The following is an 18,659-nucleotide window of genomic DNA, read 5'->3' on the forward strand; positions in this document are numbered from 1 at the left end:
CCCCTCACGCCCCCGCCCCGCAGCTCCGATGACGCTTGATCAACTCGACGTCAAGGGAATCGGGCGATCATCCGCCTACGACAGCCCGACTTCATGGATCCCGAGTGGATCACCCGGACTGCTCACCCTCGGCGCGTCCCCGGCCGCGTTCACTGCCCGATCCGCCCGTCGATCAGCTCGCGGAGAAGATCGGCATGCCCGTTGTGCCGGGCATACTCCTCGATCATGTGCACCAGCAACTCCCGCAGGGAGATGAACTCGCCGTCGCGCAGGCGACCCATCACACCCAGGTCGGGCGAGCGCTCCACCAGCCGCTCGGCGAACTCGACCTCGGCACGCCAGTCCCGCCACGCCTCCTCGACCACGTCGGGCTCCGCGACCGCGCCGTTGAAGTCGGCGTCCCGGTCGTTCTCCGTACGGTAGACAGGCGGCACGTCCTCGCCGGCCATCACCCGGCGGAACCACCCCCGCTCCACCTCGGCCATGTGCCGGACCAAGCCGAGCAGCGACAACGTCGACGGCGGCACGGCCCGCCGGGCCAACTGCTCGGCGTCGAGGTCAGCGCACTTGAGCTGCAAGGTGAGCCGCTGATCACGCAGATACTCGACGAGGACCGTCCGCTCGTCGGCGAAGCCGCCCTCAGAGCGGGGGTCGGCGTCGGGGTGGACGAACATGTTCGACCAGGCGAAGCCCGGCGCAGGGCTGTCTTCGGGCTTGTCGCCGGCGAGCGAGTCAGGCATACCGCGACACTCTTGCACCGCCACCGCCTCCGCAAGCGGTTTAGCCCGGCTGCCCCAGGGACGGGTCGGCGCCCGGATCCCCCGCCCGCTGCAACTCCTCCTCGAACATGACGAACGTCCTACGGCGGATCCCCTTGATCAAGGCGATCTCCTCGATCTTCAGACGGCGTCCTTGTTGCTCGGCGGTGCTTCGAATCGCCGAGATGGTCTCGTAGAGGGCGAAGATCGGGCCTTCGCCACGGAGGTAGTGCCCCCGGTACGCCTCCACCTCCTGGACGAATTCGTCGGCGCTTCGAGTGAAGATCTCACCGCCGACCGCGAAGAGGATCTCTTCGAAAAGCTGGTTCTGCTCCACCCAACCGCCCGTGTCTATCGAGACCCTCCAGACCCGGGCGCCGCCCTCAGGTGTAGCGACGATCTTCACCGGCGCTTCGTAGTAGAGGTGGTAAGAGGGCAGGACCAAACCCGGGAAGCCCGTCATTGCGGATCTCTTTCGTATGTCGCCATCAACGCCGTCCAGAACAGCTCCTGCCCTCGGCGCAGAAGGCCCCCCACCAGGGCTCGCTCCGCAAGCGTCGGCGGTCGTCCCTCTTCGCGTGCGATGGACCCCAGGTCACGGCGCACTTCGAACAGCACATGCTCCCACTCGGCGACCTCGTCGAGACGCGCCAGGTGCAGCCGGAACTCGGCGAGGTGCCCGTTCCGCATCCGCAGGACGAGCTGGACATCTCGATAACCGCTGGCCTGAGGCGCGACGAACCTGTCCTCGAACCTAACAATCTCGACGTCGGGATCATCCACAAGGCGGGCCAGACCCGCGTAGAGATCGTCGAGCGAGTGAAACTCCACCTTCGCCGCGGCCAGGTCGATCAATTGGCTCGCGTCCCCGCCGTACTTGGTCACCTTGTCCTCGGCACGTCGTCGATCCTTGGGCTGCGTGCGCCAGCCGGGGTCGCCCACCCGTTCGCCGCCTGAGTATGCGACCTTGACAGCGAGCTGGTTCAGCTCCTCCTGCGCCACGGCAGATTGGGCGTACAGCACATCGAGGTACTGCTTGCGGTAGGCAGCATCGCCTCGTCTGCGCTGGTCGAAACCCGGTTGGACCACCACCTCGTCCTCACAGACGACGCTCGAACTGAGTCGCCGCTGCTCCACGGTCAGCGGCGTTGGTGTCGGAGCTGCGACGCCCTCGGCCGCGACTGCCGCCGCTCCCCGCTCCGATATCTCGGCCAGCACCTCGCCGAGGACGCCGATCGCCTGCTGGTGGCTCGCCAGGTGGTGCAGGGTCAAGGGGCGGGAGGTCAGCGAGTCGAACAGCTCCGGCGTCGCCAGGACCAGGCGCACCAGCTCGGGCCGCTCGGCCAGCTGCCGGATCAGGGTCTCGGCGAGCAGCGGGTCGTCCTGCGGCGGCTCCCGCCAGGCCTCGTCCAGCATTCCGCGTGCCCGTGGGTCCGCGAAGAAGGTTGCCAGGTCGCGGGCCGCGCCGTCGTCCAGCTGCGGTACGAGACGACGCAGCGCCGGCGCGTCCAGCGCCTGGGCCAGCTCGGGCGGCGGCACTCCCGCCCGGAGGGCGCCGGCGAGGTCCACCGCGCCGGCGAGCGCCTGGTCCGCGGGCGAACGTTCCGGCGCGGCCGACCCGGGGCCGGCGGCGAGGAGATGCAGCCGGTTGAGGTACGGCTGGCCGTACCCCTCGTCGCGCTCGGCGGGCGGGTATTCGGGCAGGTCGGGAAGGGCGCTGTTCCATCCTCGCCGCAGTCCGGCCATCGGCATCGGCCGGGCGTCCGCCCCGAGCACCAGGACCTCGATGTCGATCGCGTTGTACCGGTAGCGCGTCCCGCTGTGCCGGTAGAGCGGCTGGGCCGCGATCTGGCCGGTCTGCGGGTCGAGGTAGAGCACGGTGCCGTTCTGGTTGAGGGCGACGGAGATGTGGCTGCCGCCGCCCTCCCAGGTGTTGATCACGAACGCGTAGCTGCCGTGGCCGCCGAGCAGCAGTTGGTCGTGCAGGTTCTGGTATCCGCGATCGATGGCCTGTCGCCGCTGCGCGGGCGCGAGGTCGTCGCTCGGCTCGCAGAGCCGCTGGAACCGCCCACCGGTGACCTGCTCGACCCGCTGCGGCCCGTCCCGCTCACCGTCGAGCGGCCGGTTGACGTCTCCCGCCGCGTACGCATCGAAGGTGCGCGGCGCGGACACCCGGGGACGGCCGTGCGCCCACGTCTCGAAGAGCGACAGTGTGCAGTCGACGCAGTTGATGCCCCGGGTCGGGTCGGCCGCCGGTCCACCGTCGTTCAGCAGCCGGAACCAGTTGCCCTGGCGTGGATCCGCGGTACGCGCGACCCGCCCGTCGGGTTCCCGGGGGACCCGACGCTCGACGTCGGTCTGGTGCAACGCCAGTGGCGGACGCAGACCGCCCGGCTGGCCGTAACGGCGTGACCGGTCGATCGGTGGCGGATGGTCGTCGCCGGTCAGCGCCGAGCGATCCGCCGTCTCGACCCCGCTGGCCGCGAGCTCGCCGACGTCGTCGTTGATGCGCGGGAAGTGCTCCTCGTCGACGTTGATCCTCGACGATGCCACAGTGCCGGCAAGGATCTCCTCGGCGAGGTCCCACTGCTGGTGGTACCACCGTTCCCGGTCACGGGCCTCGACGAGGTAGCGCTCGGCTGCGGCGTGCCGGCCGGCCCGGGCCAGGTCACGCCCCTCGCCGAGCAGCCAGCGGATCTCGTCGGCCGTCCGGTCGGCGTCTCGGCGCAGCTGCGCGGCCCGGTCACGGCGGCGGTTCTCCTCGTGAGTGTGCCGCTGGTGATCGAAGTGGCCCCGGTACCGGCGCCGCTCGGAGGCGTTCCGGTCGGCCGCCCAGACGGCGGCGTACCACTCGGGTGTTCTCGGTCGCGGCCCTTCGGTGCCCACCAGCCCCGGCGAACCGTCGGACGGCGGCGCGGACGGCGGCCGGGGCGGCACCGGCCGACCCGGCGTGGCACCCGATCCGCCCACCCCCGGCCGGTCCGGCCCAAGCGAACCGTCGGACGGCGGCCGGGGCGGCACCGGCCGATCCGGCGTGGCACCCGATCCGCCCACCCCTGGCCGGTCCGGGCCTGCGCCGCCCGGCGGGATGGTGGAGGTGGTCCCCGGCGACGCATCGGACGCGGGTGCGTGAGCTGCCCGAACGCGCCACCCACCGCCGCTGGAGGGTCCCGGCGTCGGCGGGGTGCCGGAGGCCGCGGCGGCTGGTGTCGCGGGATCGGACGGTGTCGGCCCGACGGGGGTGGGCGTCGCGGTCCCGGGCGGCCAGACGGTCGAAGTCGAGGCGGTCGGAACCGCGGCCGTGGCGGCGGCGAGCGGGGCGGCCGAGGTGGTTCCCGGCTGCGGCGCGGCGGTCGTGCTTGTCGGGCTCGATCCGGCCGTTCCCGGGTCGACGACCGGCGAGGTCGGGGAGAGGGCGCCGGTGACCGGCGGGGCGGCCGCCCCGAGCGCACTCAACGTGGGGCTGTCGGCGTTCGCCGCCGAGGTCGGCGTCGGGACCGCCCCGGTGGAGGCCGGCGGGACCGGCTCCGTCGACCCGGACAACACCGGCACGCTCGCGGGCGGAGCCGGCGCGGACGAACCCGGCACCGCCTCGAACGGACCAGGCGCGGACGAACCCGGCACCGCCTCGAACGGACCAGGCGCGGCGGACACCGGCACGGTCTCGGTCAACGCAGTCACGGATGGAGCAGGCCCGGATGATGGCGGCACGGTCGCGGGCGGAGCGGGCGCGGATGGCGGCGGTGCCTCGATCGGCGCGGCGGATGGGTGCGGCACGCCGGGCGCGGCCGTGCCGGCGGAGCCTGTTCGGGGTGCGGGCGGCTCGGGTCCGCCCGGAGCGGGCGGCACCCCCAGCTCTGTCGAGGCCAGCGTGGCGAGTCGGTCGTCGAGCCGGGCCCGGAGCGCGGCGTCCACCTGCGTGGTGGCCGACCCTGTGCCGCCCGAGACCGCGGCCCGGGCGGCGTCCTCCACGGAGGTCAGACCCGTCCCGGTGGCGAGGCCGGCGGCGTTCTCCGCGATCACCTCGCCGGCCATCTCCCGGGCCACGTGCTCGCCGATTCGGGCCCCGCGCCCGGTCGCGTGCCGGCCCAGCCCGGCCAGCGGTGCGGCCGCGCCCCCGGCCAGCCCGCCGAGGGCCGACGTGCCGACGTCGGTGAGGTCCAGCCCGTCGCGCCGGCCGGTGGAGTTCTGGTACGCCTGCGTGGCGAGGCTGATCCCCGCCTCCTCGCCCGCCTCGGAGAGCCCGCCGAGCGCCGAGCGCCGGGCCAGGCCGCGTACGCCGCCCCTCGGCGACCTGCCGCGCGGCCCGCTCGCCGGCCTCCTTCAACCCGTGGCGCAGCGACTTGCGGGCGAGCTGCACGGTCAGGCGCTTGAAGATCTGCTGCACGATCATCCGGCTCGCGGCGATCGCCGCGCCCGCCGCGGGCGAGGCGGCGCCGGCGGTGAGCACGGCGGCTACCGCCAGCGACAGCAGCTCGACGACCAGGATGCCGAGCTCGATCCAGACCTCGAGCTTCGCGGCCTCGATGTCGCACCCGCACTCCTCGACCATCCGGCCCAGGTCGGTGCTGACGGCGAGCAACACGGGCAGCGGAGCGTCGTCGCCGTCGGCCAACCGCCGCCAGGCCGCCTCGAAGGTTTCGGGGACCGCGCCGACCGCGCCGTAGCCGCCCCGCACGTCTGCGGCCGCCTCGATCGCATCGGCGCGGGGAGCGGCGAGTGCGGTGGCCACGGCGTACCACTGGTCGGCGAGGTCCCAGACGGCGCGCTCGTTCCCCTCCGGCCACTCGACACCCACCACCCAGTCGAGGGCCTCGCGGATCCATCCGGGCAGGTCCCACGGCGCGTAGTCGAGCGGGTGCGGCACCGGGCTCGGCAGCAGACTCATCGGAGTGATCCGTGGTCAGTTCGGGTCGACGCGGGCGAGCCGGCCGGCGGCGGCCGCGTCGGTGCGCACGTTGGCGTCGACCGAACGCACCACGTCGACGCCGAGCGCGCTGAGCTGGCGGCCGAGCCCTTCCCAGGCCCGCAGCACGACCTCCTCGCAGCCCCGGTAGCCGCGCTCGAAGGCCGCCCCGATGTCGTCGCGGCCCCAGGGCTGCTGCGCGCTGGCCGAGGCGATCGCACCGCCGACCTCGGCGCGCCCGGCGGTCAGCGCTTCCCCGGCGGCGCTCAGGTCCGCGCCGCCGAGCCGGGCCCGGGTGGCGTCGAGCCAGAGCTGCCCGCCGCCCACGACGCTCACCTGCCGCCGCCCAGGACCGCGTCGGCCCGGTCGAGCAGCGCGGCGAAGTCACCCGTGCGCAGGAACTCCGTCGACCCGGCGCCGGCCGGGAGGTAGCCCGCGACCAGTTCCCGGGTGGCCGCGCCCGCGCGGGCGGTCGCCCGTCGCACCGTCTCGGTGATCGTCCGGCTCAGCGCGGCGGCGTCCCGTTCGCCGTAGATGGTGGAGCTCAGTTCGACGGTGATCAGCTCGCCGCGAGCGCCGACCGTGGCGGTCACCCTGCCGTCCCTGGAGCGCTCGGTCACCCGCAACTCGGCGAGCCGCTCCCGCAGTTCGTCCAAACCGGACCTGAGCCGCTGGTATTGACCGTGGATCTCGTCGAACCTGACCCGTAGCGGGTGATTCGCCGACCGGTCCGTCTCCTCCGCCACGCCGCCTCCCCGTCACCGTGTGTAGGCCGCACCATACCGGGCGCGACGAATCCCGTGGGGTCCGGTAGTTTCTGCCGGGTGATCGACCGTCATCAGGCTGAGCAACTCGCCGCCGTGTGGGCGCATCGTGACTCGCAACGCCTCGGCTACGAGTGCGTCCCGACAGTCGACGAGTTCGATCTGGGGTTCGTCATCTCGTCCACTGTGTCCACCCAGGCGCGGACGCTCCCGGGCGACCTGCCGACGACTGTCGTCGACCGGGAGACCGGCGAGGTGACGACCTGGCCCCGGGTCCCGCCGAATGTGGTCGAGGAGCTCTACCGGCGCAACCGGCCGTCCGGGCCGCGGGCGCCCCGGACGGTCGATCCGGCGGGCCAACTCCTGCGGGAGATCGGCCGGCTGCCCACGCCCGGCGCGATCGCCCACCTCTCCCTCGACGGCCGGATGTTCCGGGCGCAGGGCGTCAAGGGCGACGTGGAGCTGCGGCACCACCCGCTGGTCCGCCGCTACCTCGACGAACTGCCCGCCGGGCACCTCGGCCGCGGTGGGGACCGGCACGCCGAGCTGGTCGTCGTCTCCGACGTGCTGCACGAGTACGACCACCGCCGGGTCGCCGAGGGAATCGCCCCGATGGACATGGGCGACGCGGAGTCGCTGCTCGCCGCGGCCCGCATCGAGCTGTTCCGGGTACGTGAGCCGGGTGACCCGGCGGGTGGGCACGCCGAGCGCCCCTGCGACTCGTGCCTGAACTTCCTGGTGCACTTCAACGTGCTCCGCTGGTCGGAGCTGGCCTACACGCAGGAGTGGCTGCCCGAGCACCACTCACCGCACCGGCCCGGGCGATTCCCGGCGGAGGTGGCGGATGCCCTGATGGACGCTGGCTGGGAGGAGGGCGGGCTCAACGAGGTGCTCTGCGCCGGAGCGATCCGGGAGACCTGCGAGGTACGGGGAGCGCGGCACCGGCATGAGCCGTTCCCGGCGGCCGTACGCGCGCTGACCGCCTTCCCGGCGCTGCTCAGCCGACGTCGCGGCCCGGGCGAGCAGGTGTGGATCAGCCGCTTCACCACCAACCCGTTGCGCGGCGCGCACAGCGCCGACACCCTCGCCGACTTCGCGGCCGTGCTCGGCAGCCGGCTCTTCCCGTTCGGCTCGGAGCACGGCGAGAGCATCCTCGCCGTGGACGAACAGGGCCGCGTCTTCGCGCTGGACCAGGCGGGCGAGTGGTTCCTCGGCGCCGACGTCGACGCGGCACTGACCACGTTGCTGCTCGGACGGGAGCCGGCCCGCGTCCGCGACGACGGCACCTGGTGAGCGACCGGAACGGTCACCTCCGGGCGCCGCGCGAGGCTAGAGCCGGAGCCCGGTGAGCACGAGCACGCGGGGTTCGGTGTAGTCCTCCATGGCGCTGCGCACGCCTTCCCGCCCGACGCCGCTGCCCTTGACCCCGCCGTACGGCATCTGGTCGGCGCGGTACGACGGCACGTCCCCGACGATCACCCCGCCGACCTCGAGCACCCGGGCGGCGAGGAACGCGGTGCGTACGTCGTGGGTGAAGACGCCCGCCTGCAACCCGTACGCCGAGTCGTTGACGGCGGCGAACGCGGCCTCGTCGTCCGGCACGCGGGTGACCACCAGCACCGGCCCGAAGACCTCCTCGGCGTTGACCCTGGCGTCGGCGGGCACCCCGGTGAGCACGGTCGGCGGGTAGGCGGTGTCCTCACGCCGGCCGCCGACCTCGATGGTGGCGCCGGCCACGACCGCCTCGTCGACCCACGCCTCGACCCGGCGGGCCGCGTCGGCGGAGATCAGCGGTCCGACGTCGGTCCGCTCGTCGGCGGGGTCGCCGGTGCGCAGCTCCTGCACGGCGGCCAGCAACCGGGGCAGGAACCCGTCGTAGAGCCATTCGTGCACGTAGACCCGCTGGACGGCGATGCAGGACTGCCCGGCCTGGTAGTTCGAGAAGGTGGCGATGCGTTGTGCGGCGAAGGTCAGGTCCTCGTCGGCCGCCCAGTCCGCGCAGATGACGGCCGCCGCGTTGCCGCCCAGCTCCAACGTCACGTGCTTCTCGGGCACCGCTCGCCGGATCGCGGCGCCGACCGGGCCGGAGCCGGTGAACGAGACGACCGGCAGCCGCGGGTCGGCGGCCAGCTCGGCGGCGCGCTCGTTGGGCAGCGGCAGCACCGAGAACATCCCCGCCGGCAGCTCGGTCTCGGCGAGCAGGTCGCCGAGGAGCAGCGCGGTGAGCGGGGTGGCCGGCGCCGGCTTGACCACGATCGGCGCGCCGACCGCGACGGCCGGAGCCACCTTGTGCGCGACCAGGTTGAGCGGGAAGTTGAACGGCGTGATGCCCAGCACGGGGCCGCGGGGCACCCGGCGGACGAGCGCGATCCGGCCGGTGGCGGTCGGGTCGGTGTCGAGGCGTTGCAGGTCGCCGGAGAAGCGCCGGGCCTCCTCGGCGGCCCAGCGGAACGTGCCGACGGCCCGCCGCACCTCGGCCCGCGCCCACTTCAGCGGTTTGCCGTTCTCGGCCGTGACGAGCCGGGCGATCTCGTCGGCGCGCTCGGCGAGCCGACGGGACACGTGGTCGAGGGCGTCGGCGCGGACGTGCGCGGGCAGTGCCGCGGCCTCCGCCGCGGCCGCGACCGCCGCTTCGACCTGGTCCGGGGTGGCCATGGTGGTACGTCCCACGACCCGCCCGTCGTACGGGTGGTGGACGGTCAGCTCACCCTCGCCGTGGACGGGACGGCCGGCGACGTAGAAAGCCCTCGACTCCACGGTCGAAGCCTAGGCGACCCCGGCCGAGCACGGAGACTCGCTCAGCGGCATCGGGGCACCACGACACCCCCTCCTGTCCTATAGTCCTACTGTCGTAGGACAACAGAGAGGGCTCAGGTGATCGAGTTCGTACTGGACGCCCGGTCCAAGGTGAACACGTACGTACAGCTGATCCAGCAGGTGAAGCAGGCCCTGCGGGTGGGGCTGCTGGTCCCCGGCGACCAGCTGCCCAAGGTGCGCGACGTGGCGCAGTCACTGGCAATCAACCCCAACACGGTGCTCAAGGCGTACCGCGAACTGGAGATCGAGGGCCTCGTCGAGGGACGTCCCGGCGTCGGCACCTTCGTCCGCCGCACCCTCGGCGGCCCACCCCTCGCCGACCAGGCCGAGCTGCGCGGCGACCTGGTCGCCTGGCTCGGCCGCGCCCGCGCGGCCGGCCTCTCCCCCGAGGACGTCATCGCCCTGGTCGAGACCACCCTGCGGGCCACGCTCGCCGCCGAGGCGGTCCGCACGCAACCCGCCTCGGCCGGACGACCCGCCTCGGCCGGATGAGAGGAGAAGACATGGACGTCGCGCTGGAGACGGAGCGGCTCGGCAAGCGGTACGGGAGGCGGTGGGCGTTGCAGGACTGCTCCCTCCGCCTGCCGGCCGGCCGGATCGTGGGCCTCGTCGGCCCCAACGGCGCCGGCAAGAGCACCCTCCTGCACCTCGCCGTCGGCCTGCTCCGACCCGACGCGGGCGAGGTCCGGATCTTCGGTCGCTCGCCGTACGACAACCCGGCAGTCCTGCCCGAGATCGGCTTCGTCGCGCAGGACACCCCGCTCTACCGCGACTTCACGGCCGCGGAGCTGGTACGACTCGGCGGCCGGATGAACAGGCGCTGGGACGCCGCGCTGGCCCGGGAGCGGCTGGCTCAGCTCGGCATCCCGCCGAAGCTTCCGGTCGGCCGGCTCTCCGGCGGCCAGCGCGCGCAGGTCGCGCTCGCCCTCGCCCTGGCCAAGCGACCCCGGCTACTGCTGCTCGACGAGCCGGTCGCCAGCCTCGACCCGCTGGCCCGCCGCGAGTTCCTCCAGTCGCTGATGGGCAGCGTCACGGACTCCGGGACGACAGTGCTGCTCTCCTCCCACCTCCTCGCCGACCTGGAGCGCACCTGTGACCACCTGGTCGTCCTGCACTCCTCCCGGGTGCGGCTCGCCGGCGCGGTCGACGAGCTGGTCGACGCCCACCGGCAGCTGGTGGGACCGCGGCACGTCGGTGCGCCGATCGCCGGCGTCGGCACGGTGGTCCGGGCACGGCACACGGACCGCCAGTCCACGCTGCTGGCCCGGGTCGACGGCGTCGTGGATCCGGAGTGGACGGTGCACGACGTGACGCTGGAGGACGTGATCCTCGGCTACCTGGCCGACGGTGAGGCGACCGTCGGCCGCACCGACTGGGAGGTGCCCGCGTGATCTGGCTGACCTGGCGCCAGCACCGCCGGCAGGCGCTCTTCACCCTGGTGGGCCTGGTCGTGCTCGCCGCCCTCATGATCCCCACCGGCCTGATGATGCGCGCCGCGTACGCCGACAAGGGGCTGGCCGAGTGCCTCCGGGTGTTGAACGGCCTCCAGCCCGACCCGGGCCGCACCGGGCCGTGCAACCGGGCCCTGAACCAGTTCGCCGACCGGTTCGACTCGATGTCCCTGCTCGGCGTGCTCTTCCTCGTCCTGCCGCTGATCGTCGGGCTCTTCTGGGGCGCCCCGCTCGTCGCCCGCGAGGTCGAGCAGGGCACCCACCGGTTCGCCTGGACGCAGGGCGTCGGCCGCCGGCAGTGGGCGCTGGTGAAGTTCGGGTTCGCCGCGGTCGTCGCCACGCTGGTCGCCGTGGTCTACGGGCTCGGCATGTCCTGGTGGGCCACCCCGCTGACCGGGGCCGCCCAGCAGAGCCGCTTCGACGTCTTCTTCTTCGACATGCAGGGGGTCGCGCCGATCGGGTACACCCTCTTCGCGGTCGCCCTCGGCGTCTGCGCCGGCGTCTTCTGGCCGAGGATGATGCCCGCGATGGCGGTGACGCTCGGCGGGTTCCTCGGCGTACGGGTCCTGCTGACCGTCCTGGCCAGGCCGCACTACCTGCCGCTGGAGACCCGGACCATCCCGATCGAGGGCACGATCGGCGATCCGGACGGCGCACTGGGCGACTGGGTCATCGCCAAGGGCATCCGGGACGCCGGCGGCACGTTGGTGCTTCCCGACGCCCAGGCCGCGTGCCCGGACAGCACGGGATCGGTGGGTGGGAAGTGTCCGCCCATCGTGGAGTTCGGTGAGGGCGCCTACAACTGGCAGCTCTACCAGCCGGCCGACCAGTTCTGGCTGTTCCAGGGCATCGAGTCCGGCATCTTCGTCGCGCTGGCGGCGGCGTTGCTCTACCTCGCCGTACGCCGGATCCGCCGCGTCGCCTGACGAGCACGGCCGGCGGCGAGAACTTCGTCGCCTGACGAGCACGGTCGGTGGCGCGAACCGTCGCGTGCGCGGCGGCGGTGGAAACGTCGTGACGGCTCCTCATCCGGGGGGCCGCCACGGCGTTCCCGCCAGGCCGGTCAGTCGAGCAGTTCGACCACGTTGCGGCGGACCACGTTCTTCCCCGGCTCACGAACGGCGTCCATCGCCGCCGTGTTCAGCAGCACGCAGCTACCCGACGGCCCGGTCACCGACACCGACACCGACCGCCCGTTGTCCAGATTGGTCACCCGCAACCGGGTACCCACCGGGAACCGGTCACTGGTCGCCGCCGGAGCGCCCCCCTCCGCGGAGAAGGTCACCGACCCGGAGCAGGCGCTCGGCGGGACATCCGGCTCGGTCGCACCGGGCCGGGCGGCGCCCGGTTGGGCGCTGCCCGGCCGGGTCTCGCCCCCGCCCGGCCCGCCGGGCGGGGGCGGCGGCGCGTCGAGGCGTTCGACCACGTTGCGGCGGACCACGTTCTTCCCCGGCTCACGAACGGCGTCCATCGCCGCCGTGTTCAGCAGCACGCAGCTACCCGACGGCCCGGTCACCGTCACCGACACCGACCGCCCGTTGTCCAGATTGGTCACCCGCAACCGGGTACCCACCGGGAACCGGTCACTGGTCGCCGCCGGAGCGCCCCCCTCGGCGAAGAAGGTCACCGACCCGGAGCAGGCGGAGCTCCGCGCCGGAGTCGTGTCCGCGAACCCGAGCCCCGTGCCGACCGCGACGACCGCCGCGGCGGCCACCGCGACGGTCGCCGCCAGCACATGCCTTCGCTGCACCCTCACTGTCTCTCCCGTTCGTCCCGTGACGTCCTACGACGCCTGGTACGGACGGCGGGGCGAGACCGTTCAGCGCGGCATCGGGATCACAACGGGCCGTAACGGGTGTGTGGCGCTCCGGTCATCAGGGCCCAGTACCGGTCCCCGTACGACCAGTGCCACCACTCCGTCGGGTAGTTCACCATCCCCGCCCCACCGAGCGCGGCGACCAGGACCTCCCGGTTGCGTCGGGCCGCGGCCGGGATGTTCTCCGCCCCGGTGAAGCAGGCGTTCGCGCTCGCCTCGGGGGTGGCGTCGACGGCCGTACCCATGTCCAGCTCGACCCCGTCCGCGTCGCAGAGGGTCAGGTCGACCGCCCCGCCCGTGCTGTGCGGGGCCACCTCGACCGGCGAGACGAACTTGGTGGTCTCCACGTGCACCCGCTCCGGTGACCACTGCGGGTACCGGCGGCGCAGCTCGTCCCGGTAGCCGGTGAAGATCTTCAGCTGCGCCTGGTACGGCCGGTAGCCCTCGATGACCAGCAGGCGCAGACCCGCCGGCAGGGCACGCTGCGCGTCAAGCAGCCGTTGCGCGACCGCGCGCCGCACCCGGGCGTACGAACCGGTGGGGTCGGCGGCGCGGGTGTCCAGCCGCAGCTCCGACACCTCACGCAGGTCGACCAGCTCGTCGCCGTCGTCCTCGCTCCGCACCGCGGCCACCCGCGGGTCGGAGAGCAGGATCACTGCGACTCCTCCAGCCGCGCGCTCGCCGGACGCTCCGCGTGCCGGGCGAAGGCGAGGTCGACGAGACGGTTCACGAGGTCCTGGTAGCTGACGCCGGACTCCGCCCACACCTTCGGGTACATCGAGTGCGCGGTGAAGCCGGGCAGGGTGTTCAGCTCGTTGACGTACAGGTCGCCGTTCGCCTCGTCGTAGAGGAAGTCGACGCGGGCCAGCCCCCAACCGCCGATCGCCGCGAACGCCCGTACGGAAAGCTCCCGGATCCGCTCGGTCACCTCGTCCGGCAGCACCGCCGGAACGATCATCGGGTCGCTGTCACCGAAGTACTTCTGCTGGTAGTCGAACCAGCCGCCCTTCACCTGGACCTCGCCGACCGCCGACGCCTCCGGCCGCCAGCCGCCGAGCACACCGGCCTCCAGCTCCCGGCCGGTCACGCCCTGCTCGACCACGACGACGTTGTCGTAGGTCAGCGCCTCCTCGATGGCGGCCGCCAGGTCGTCGCCCTCGGCCACCCGTGAGATGCCGATGGAGGAGCCCATCCGGGCCGGCTTCACGAAGAGCGGCCGGCGCAGCCCCAGCACCAGCTTCTCCGGGTCGTCCACGGTCCGGTAGGTCTGCGCGTCGAACGACACCTGCGGGGTGACCGGCACACCCTCGGCGCGCAGCGCACGCTTCATCGCGACCTTGTCCATGCCGATCGCGGAGGCGAGGATGCCGCACCCGACGTACGGCACACCGAGGGACTCGAGCAGCCCCTGCACCACGCCGTCCTCGCCGTACGGGCCGTGCAGGACCGGGAAGACCACATCCAGCTCGGCGTGGACCGTGCCGGGGGCGTCGGAGGCGGTGACGGCGAGGGTGCCCGCGCGGTCGCCGGCACGCAGCTCGACCGCCGACCCGGTCACCGTGAGCCGGTCCTCGATGGCCAGGCCGGTGCCGACGGCGGCACGCAGCTGCGCGAACGTGGCCTCCGGGACGAGCCGGAACCCGCCGGTACGGGTCACGCCGATGGCGACCACCTGGTGGCCGGCGTCGGCCAGGGCCCGGGCGACCCCGAGCGCGGAGGCGCAGGACACCTCGTGTTCCGCAGACGGGCCACCGAACAGGATTCCGATCCGGACAGGCGTGCTCATGCCGCCACCCCTTCCATAGTCGCCAGGTCGGCGAAGTGCCGCGTCGCCAACCGGGCGACCAGCTCCGCTTCGACATTTCCGCCGGTCAGCACCACGCCGACCGTGCGGTACCGCTCCCGTCCCTGGCCGCTCTGCACGACACCGGGCCGGTTGACCGCCTCGCCGAGGTCCGCCGCAAGCCGCAGCGCACCGGCGAGCCCGGCCGCGCCGGACGGCTCGGTGAGCACCTTCAGCTCCAGCAGGAGCATCTGGAACGCCTCGGCGATCTGGTCGTCGTTGACCCGCACGACACCGCGGATGGTGTCGCGCGCGACGGCGAACGGTAGCTCACCCACGCAGGTGGGGCGAAGCCCGTCGGCGATCGTGGGCGCCGGTGAGACGGCCGTCGGCCGGCCGGCGGTGAGGCTGTGGGCAAGGGAGTCGCAGCCCACCGGCTCCACCCCGTACACCTCGATCGGCGTCCCCGCCGCGGCCAGGCAGGCGCCCGCGACGCCCCCGCCGCCGCCGACCGGGACCACGAGCGCGTCCAGCGGGGTGCCGGCGCGCTCCGCCTCCTCGATCAGCTCCAGGCTCGCGCTGCCCTGCCCGGCGATCACGTCCGGGTGGTCGTAGGCGTCGATCAGCGGGTGTCCGTGGGCCGTACTGATCTGCCGGGCGGTCGCGATCCGCTCGTCGAGGGTGCTGCCGGCGAAGACGACCTCCGCGCCGGCCGCCCGCGCCCTGGCCACCTTGGTCGACGCCGCGTCCACCGGAAGCACGACCGTCGCGGTCAGGCCGTGCCGCGCGGCCGCCAGCGCCACCGCCACCGCGTGGTTGCCGGTGCTCTGGGCCACCACCCCGGTGTACCCGGCCGCGGCGAGCCGGCCCACCGCCAGCATCGCGCCCCGCATCTTGTACGAGCCGCCGGTCTGGAGGTTCTCCGCCTTCATCAGGATCCGGACGCCGGCCAGCCGGTCGATGGTCGGGGAGTTGAGCACCGGGGTACGCACCACCCGGCCGGAGAGCCACCAGGCCGCCTCCTGCACCCGGGCCCGGTCCGGTACCGCCTGGATCGGAACTGTCTCCGGCGCCGAAGCCGCAGGTGGGACCTCGGCCGGCCGTTCTGTGCGCGACATGATCTCTCCTTCACGGTTGTGCTTCGGCGCGGTACGCGGTGGAAGCTTGAACATCCACCACGCGCCGACCGCCAGCAGTCCGCGGTGAGCGGCCAGGCTGAGCGCCAACACCACCGCGGTTACCAGGACCGGATATCCGGCCACCAGCAGCTCCCGTCCCGGCCCGTTCAGCTCGGTGACCGGGCCGGAGAGGAGCCGGTGCAGCAGGGCGAGCACCGGCATGTGGATCACGTAGACCGGCAGCGTCTGACGCCCCAGGGTGGCGAGCATCGTGCCGGCTGCCCGCGTCCGCTGGGCGACAATAGCCGCCGCCGTCATACCGAACGCCACCGCGGTGACCGAGACCACCGGCCACACGCCGAACCACTGCTCGGCGGCGGCGAGGCCCATGACGGCCAGGGCCGCCACGTAGACCGCGCCGGTCCAGAGCAGGCGCCGGCGGGTCGCGGTCGCCGCCCAGCGCGTCAGGTGCGGCCGCAGGTGCACGCCGGCGAGGAAGAAGACGAGGTTCTGGTAGACACCGCCCCGGTTGCCGGGTGTGTCCAGCAGCCCCGCGGCGGCGACGGCCGACAGCAGGCCCGAGACGCCGAGCAGCGCCGCCGGGTGGACCCGGCGCAGCGCCTTCGCCACCACGAAGTAGAGCGCCAGCGCGTACAGGTACCAGAGGTTGGACGGGGTGATGGTGAGCTGGGCGAGAAGCCCGCCGGGGCTGGTGGCCCGGTCGGTCGGGAAGCCCGGGGCGAGGGCCAGCAGGGCGGTGTGGATCAGCAGCCACATCGCGTACAGGTAGAGGTTGCCGGCGACCCGGGGGCGGGCCGAGGCGCGCCACGACCGGTTCACGGCGTTCGCCGCGAAGATCCCGGAGATGGTGAAGAAGAGTGGCATCCGCAGCGGCAGCAGCTGCTCGCCGAGCAGCCCCCACGCGCCCGGCACCGGCAGGCCGATCCGCCAGTCGATCTGGAGGTAGTCCTTCACCACCACGTGCCAGAGCACCACGAGGATGATGCAGGCGCCTTTGGCCACGTCGGCCCAGCCCTCGCGCCCCGCGCTCGTCTGCACCGCCCGCGCGGTCGACGGTTCGGTTCCGTGTGTCACAACGTCCTTTCCTCCCCGGCTCCGGGCGCCGGCGGTCCGCGAGCGCGTACCGCTGAGTTGTCCGGGCAGGCCGGAGTCGGGATCCGCGTACACACGGATTCCAGGGCTGATCGGTTCGGTCTGGTCGGCGGCGTTGCCGAACTAGTGGGGAACGGGCAGCTGCACGTCCACGCGCAGCCCACCGCCGTCGAGGGGGCGGGCGACGATGAGGCCGTCGTGCGCCTGGGTGATCGAGCGGGCGATGGCGAGGCCCAGTCCCGCGCCACCGCTCTGGTTCGTCCGGTCGCGGGCCAGGCGCCGGAAGGGCTCGAAGAGTCCGGCGACCGCCTCCGCCGGCACGATCTGTCCGGTGTTGGCCACGCTCAGGGCGGGCGTCCGGCCGACCGTCACGGCGAGCCGGCCGCCGGGCCGGTTGTACTTGATCGCGTTCTCCACGAGGTTGGTGACCAGGCGCTCCAGCAGCACCCGCTCGCCCATCACGATCCGGCGGTCGAGCTGGCTCTCCACCGTCACCCCGGCCGCCGTCGCCCGGTCCTGGTACGCGGCCAGCACCCTGCGGGCGATCTCGTCGAGCGGCTGCGGGGTCGAGGAGCGCAGACCCTGGTCACTCTCGCTGAGCGCGAGCAGCCCCTCGATGAGCCGCTCGTTGCGTTCGTTGGTCTGCAGGAGCTGGGCGGTCAGGAGCTCGAGCTGCTCGCCGGTGAGCGCCTGGGCCATGCCGACCTCGATCAGCGTCCGCTGGACGGCCAGCGGGGTCCGCAGCTCGTGCGAGGCGTTCGCGGCGAACCGCCGCTGGCCGTCGTACCCGGCGGCGATGCGCTCCATCATCTGGTCGATCGCGCGGGAGAGCTGGGCGAGTTCGTCGCGTCCGTGCCGCCGGATCCGGTAGCCGAGGTTCTGCGGGCCGACGTGCGCGATCGGCTCGGCGAGGTCGCGTACCGGGCGCAGGCACCACACCGCGGCGCCCCACACCGCGACCATCGCGATCAGGGCGAGGGCGAGTTCGACCATCTGAGGGATGACCGCGTCGAGCTGACGCGCCGGCTCGCAGACCAGCCCCAGCCCGGGGGCCGGCAGGCCGCAGACCTCCTGCGCGGGCAGCCACACCATGCCGAGCAGCCACCGCCCCAGGCCGGGCAGGAAGAGCCCGGCCAGCAGGGCGAGCACGCCCACGAGCACGATACGGCGGCGGGGGATCACTCTGGCCCGCCGATCCGGTAACCGGCCCGGGGCACCGTGTGGATGATCGCCGGCTGCCCGAGCTTCTTCCGCAGGGTCATGACGGTGACCCGCACCGCGTTGGTGAACGGGTCGGCGAACTCGTCCCAGGCCTGCTCCAGCAGGTCCTCGGCGCTGACCACCCGGCCGTCGGCACGCATCAGCACGTGCAGCACGGCGAACTCCTTCGGGCTCAGGTTGACCGCACGCCCGTCGCGGCTGACCGTGTGCCGGGCGACGTCGAGCGCCACGCCGTGCTGTTCGAGCACCGGCGGCACGGCGGGCGCGGAGCGGCGACCGAGCGCCTGCACCCGCGCGACGAGCTCGGCGAAGGCGAACGGCTTCGTCAGGTAGTCGTCGGCGCCGAGGCCGAGGCCCTCGACCCGGTCCCGGATGCCGGCGGCCGCGGTGAGCATCAGCACCCGGGTGCCCGCGTCCGATCCGGTGAGCTCGCGGCACACCTCGTCGCCGGTCTGCCCGGGCATGTCCCGGTCGAGCACGGCGACGTCGTACCGGTTCACGGCGATCCGCTCCAGCGCCGCGTCGCCGTCGTAGCAGACGTCGACCGCCATGGAGACCCGACGCAGCCCCTCGGCGATCATGTCCGCCAACAACCGCTCGTCGTCCGCCACCAGCACCCGCACGCTCGCCGCTCCCGTGATCCTTCGTTGTCCGGCATACGGTCTCAAGCGGGAGATAAGCGTTCTGTAAGCACCCGCCTGAGCCATCGTCCACGCCCGGCGGGCAGGAACAAATGCTGGCGAATCGTCCGGTCGGGCGAACGTCTCGGATGCGCGGAATGAGGCGATCTGCCCCGTCACCTCCAGCCCGCCGACGGCGGGGAGTGAGCCGGATCACTCCGGCCGCCGATCGGGCCCGCTCCGCCCGCACCCTTGGCGGGCGGGGGTGACGTGGGTCACGATGGGCGCGAGG

General features: G+C 73.2%; 17 protein-coding genes. 5 read left to right on the top strand and 12 right to left on the bottom strand.

Annotated elements, in window-relative coordinates; genetic code table 11:
* Positions 1 to 149: 149 nt before the first annotated feature.
* Genes E1211_RS08210 through E1211_RS33310 form a run of 3 tightly spaced genes read right to left on the bottom strand, consistent with a single transcriptional unit; the run spans position 150 to position 3,644 of the window.
* Positions 150 to 740: a DinB family protein gene (locus E1211_RS08210; RefSeq protein ID WP_207915305.1), complete on the bottom strand. Its 591-nt coding sequence runs from the start codon at positions 738 to 740 to the stop codon at positions 150 to 152.
* 40 nt (positions 741 to 780) lie between these two features.
* The gene (locus E1211_RS08215; RefSeq protein WP_132347070.1) at positions 781 to 1,221 is read right to left on the bottom strand and encodes a hypothetical protein; all 441 of its coding nucleotides are present in this window, start codon (positions 1,219 to 1,221) and stop codon (positions 781 to 783) included.
* A complete protein-coding gene (locus E1211_RS33310; RefSeq protein ID WP_243709425.1) occupies positions 1,218 to 3,644 on the bottom strand; it encodes a toxin glutamine deamidase domain-containing protein in 2,427 nt (808 codons plus the stop codon). Before E1211_RS33310 ends, E1211_RS08215 begins: the two co-directional genes overlap by 4 nt.
* Positions 3,645 to 5,128: 1,484 nt before the next feature.
* Between E1211_RS33310 and E1211_RS33315 the strand changes: the two genes are divergently transcribed.
* The gene (locus E1211_RS33315) at positions 5,129 to 5,425 is read left to right on the top strand and encodes a hypothetical protein (RefSeq protein ID WP_243709426.1); all 297 of its coding nucleotides are present in this window, start codon (positions 5,129 to 5,131) and stop codon (positions 5,423 to 5,425) included.
* 236 nt (positions 5,426 to 5,661) lie between these two features.
* Here the strand turns inward: E1211_RS33315 and E1211_RS08225 are convergent, their stop codons facing one another.
* Positions 5,662 to 6,000, bottom strand: coding sequence for a hypothetical protein (locus E1211_RS08225; protein ID WP_243709427.1), 339 nt, complete (start codon positions 5,998 to 6,000; stop codon positions 5,662 to 5,664).
* The gene (locus E1211_RS08230; RefSeq protein ID WP_132347072.1) at positions 5,997 to 6,410 is read right to left on the bottom strand and encodes a YbaB/EbfC family nucleoid-associated protein; all 414 of its coding nucleotides are present in this window, start codon (positions 6,408 to 6,410) and stop codon (positions 5,997 to 5,999) included. Before E1211_RS08230 ends, E1211_RS08225 begins: the two co-directional genes overlap by 4 nt.
* Before the next feature lie 78 nt (positions 6,411 to 6,488).
* On the opposite strand from E1211_RS08230, the gene E1211_RS08235 reads away from it, so the two are divergent.
* A complete protein-coding gene (locus E1211_RS08235) occupies positions 6,489 to 7,721 on the top strand; it encodes an SUKH-3 domain-containing protein (protein WP_132347074.1) in 1,233 nt (410 codons plus the stop codon).
* Between the two features lie 36 nt (positions 7,722 to 7,757).
* Here E1211_RS08235 and E1211_RS08240 read toward each other — a convergent pair whose 3' ends face one another.
* Complete coding sequence (locus tag E1211_RS08240; RefSeq protein ID WP_132347076.1) at positions 7,758 to 9,185, bottom strand: aldehyde dehydrogenase family protein; 1,428 nt, start codon at positions 9,183 to 9,185, stop codon at positions 7,758 to 7,760.
* Between the two features lie 117 nt (positions 9,186 to 9,302).
* Between E1211_RS08240 and E1211_RS08245 the strand changes: the two genes are divergently transcribed.
* Genes E1211_RS08245 through E1211_RS08255 form a run of 3 tightly spaced genes read left to right on the top strand, consistent with a single transcriptional unit; the run spans position 9,303 to position 11,622 of the window.
* Positions 9,303 to 9,737 carry a GntR family transcriptional regulator gene (locus E1211_RS08245; protein WP_132347078.1) on the top strand — a complete coding sequence of 145 codons (435 nt, stop codon included), beginning with the start codon at positions 9,303 to 9,305 and terminating at the stop codon, positions 9,735 to 9,737.
* Between the two features lie 11 nt (positions 9,738 to 9,748).
* Positions 9,749 to 10,636: an ABC transporter ATP-binding protein gene (locus tag E1211_RS08250; RefSeq protein ID WP_132347080.1), complete on the top strand. Its 888-nt coding sequence runs from the start codon at positions 9,749 to 9,751 to the stop codon at positions 10,634 to 10,636.
* The gene (locus tag E1211_RS08255; RefSeq protein ID WP_132347082.1) at positions 10,633 to 11,622 is read left to right on the top strand and encodes a transporter; all 990 of its coding nucleotides are present in this window, start codon (positions 10,633 to 10,635) and stop codon (positions 11,620 to 11,622) included. Before E1211_RS08250 ends, E1211_RS08255 begins: the two co-directional genes overlap by 4 nt.
* Before the next feature lie 137 nt (positions 11,623 to 11,759).
* Here the strand turns inward: E1211_RS08255 and E1211_RS08260 are convergent, their stop codons facing one another.
* The 6 genes from E1211_RS08260 to E1211_RS08285 form a co-directional block, all read right to left on the bottom strand.
* Positions 11,760 to 12,452 carry a hypothetical protein gene (locus E1211_RS08260; RefSeq protein ID WP_132347084.1) on the bottom strand — a complete coding sequence of 231 codons (693 nt, stop codon included), beginning with the start codon at positions 12,450 to 12,452 and terminating at the stop codon, positions 11,760 to 11,762.
* Positions 12,453 to 12,532: 80 nt separating this feature from the next.
* A complete protein-coding gene (locus E1211_RS08265; protein ID WP_132347086.1) occupies positions 12,533 to 13,168 on the bottom strand; it encodes a M15 family metallopeptidase in 636 nt (211 codons plus the stop codon).
* Positions 13,165 to 14,298: a D-alanine--D-alanine ligase family protein gene (locus E1211_RS08270; protein ID WP_132347088.1), complete on the bottom strand. Its 1,134-nt coding sequence runs from the start codon at positions 14,296 to 14,298 to the stop codon at positions 13,165 to 13,167. Before E1211_RS08270 ends, E1211_RS08265 begins: the two co-directional genes overlap by 4 nt.
* The gene (locus E1211_RS08275) at positions 14,295 to 16,508 is read right to left on the bottom strand and encodes a pyridoxal-phosphate dependent enzyme (protein WP_243709428.1); all 2,214 of its coding nucleotides are present in this window, start codon (positions 16,506 to 16,508) and stop codon (positions 14,295 to 14,297) included. The genes E1211_RS08270 and E1211_RS08275 overlap by 4 nt, the downstream gene beginning before the upstream one ends.
* Positions 16,509 to 16,649: 141 nt before the next feature.
* Positions 16,650 to 17,708 carry a HAMP domain-containing sensor histidine kinase gene (locus E1211_RS08280; RefSeq protein ID WP_132347090.1) on the bottom strand — a complete coding sequence of 353 codons (1,059 nt, stop codon included), beginning with the start codon at positions 17,706 to 17,708 and terminating at the stop codon, positions 16,650 to 16,652.
* Complete coding sequence (locus E1211_RS08285) at positions 17,705 to 18,370, bottom strand: response regulator transcription factor (protein WP_132347092.1); 666 nt, start codon at positions 18,368 to 18,370, stop codon at positions 17,705 to 17,707. The genes E1211_RS08280 and E1211_RS08285 overlap by 4 nt, the downstream gene beginning before the upstream one ends.
* Positions 18,371 to 18,659: the final 289 nt, after the last annotated feature.

The sequence above is a fragment of the Micromonospora sp. 15K316 genome (assembly GCF_004348525.1).
GTDB lineage: Bacteria > Actinomycetota > Actinomycetes > Mycobacteriales > Micromonosporaceae > Micromonospora.

Coding starts and splice junctions, on each gene's coding strand:
- E1211_RS08210 (WP_207915305.1), bottom strand. CDS start 740: ATGCCTGACTCGCTCGCCGGCGACAAGCCCGAAGACAGCCCTGCGCCG.
- E1211_RS08215 (WP_132347070.1), bottom strand. CDS start 1,221: ATGACGGGCTTCCCGGGTTTGGTCCTGCCCTCTTACCACCTCTACTAC.
- E1211_RS08250 (WP_132347080.1), top strand. CDS start 9,749: ATGGACGTCGCGCTGGAGACGGAGCGGCTCGGCAAGCGGTACGGGAGG.
- E1211_RS08270 (WP_132347088.1), bottom strand. CDS start 14,298: ATGAGCACGCCTGTCCGGATCGGAATCCTGTTCGGTGGCCCGTCTGCG.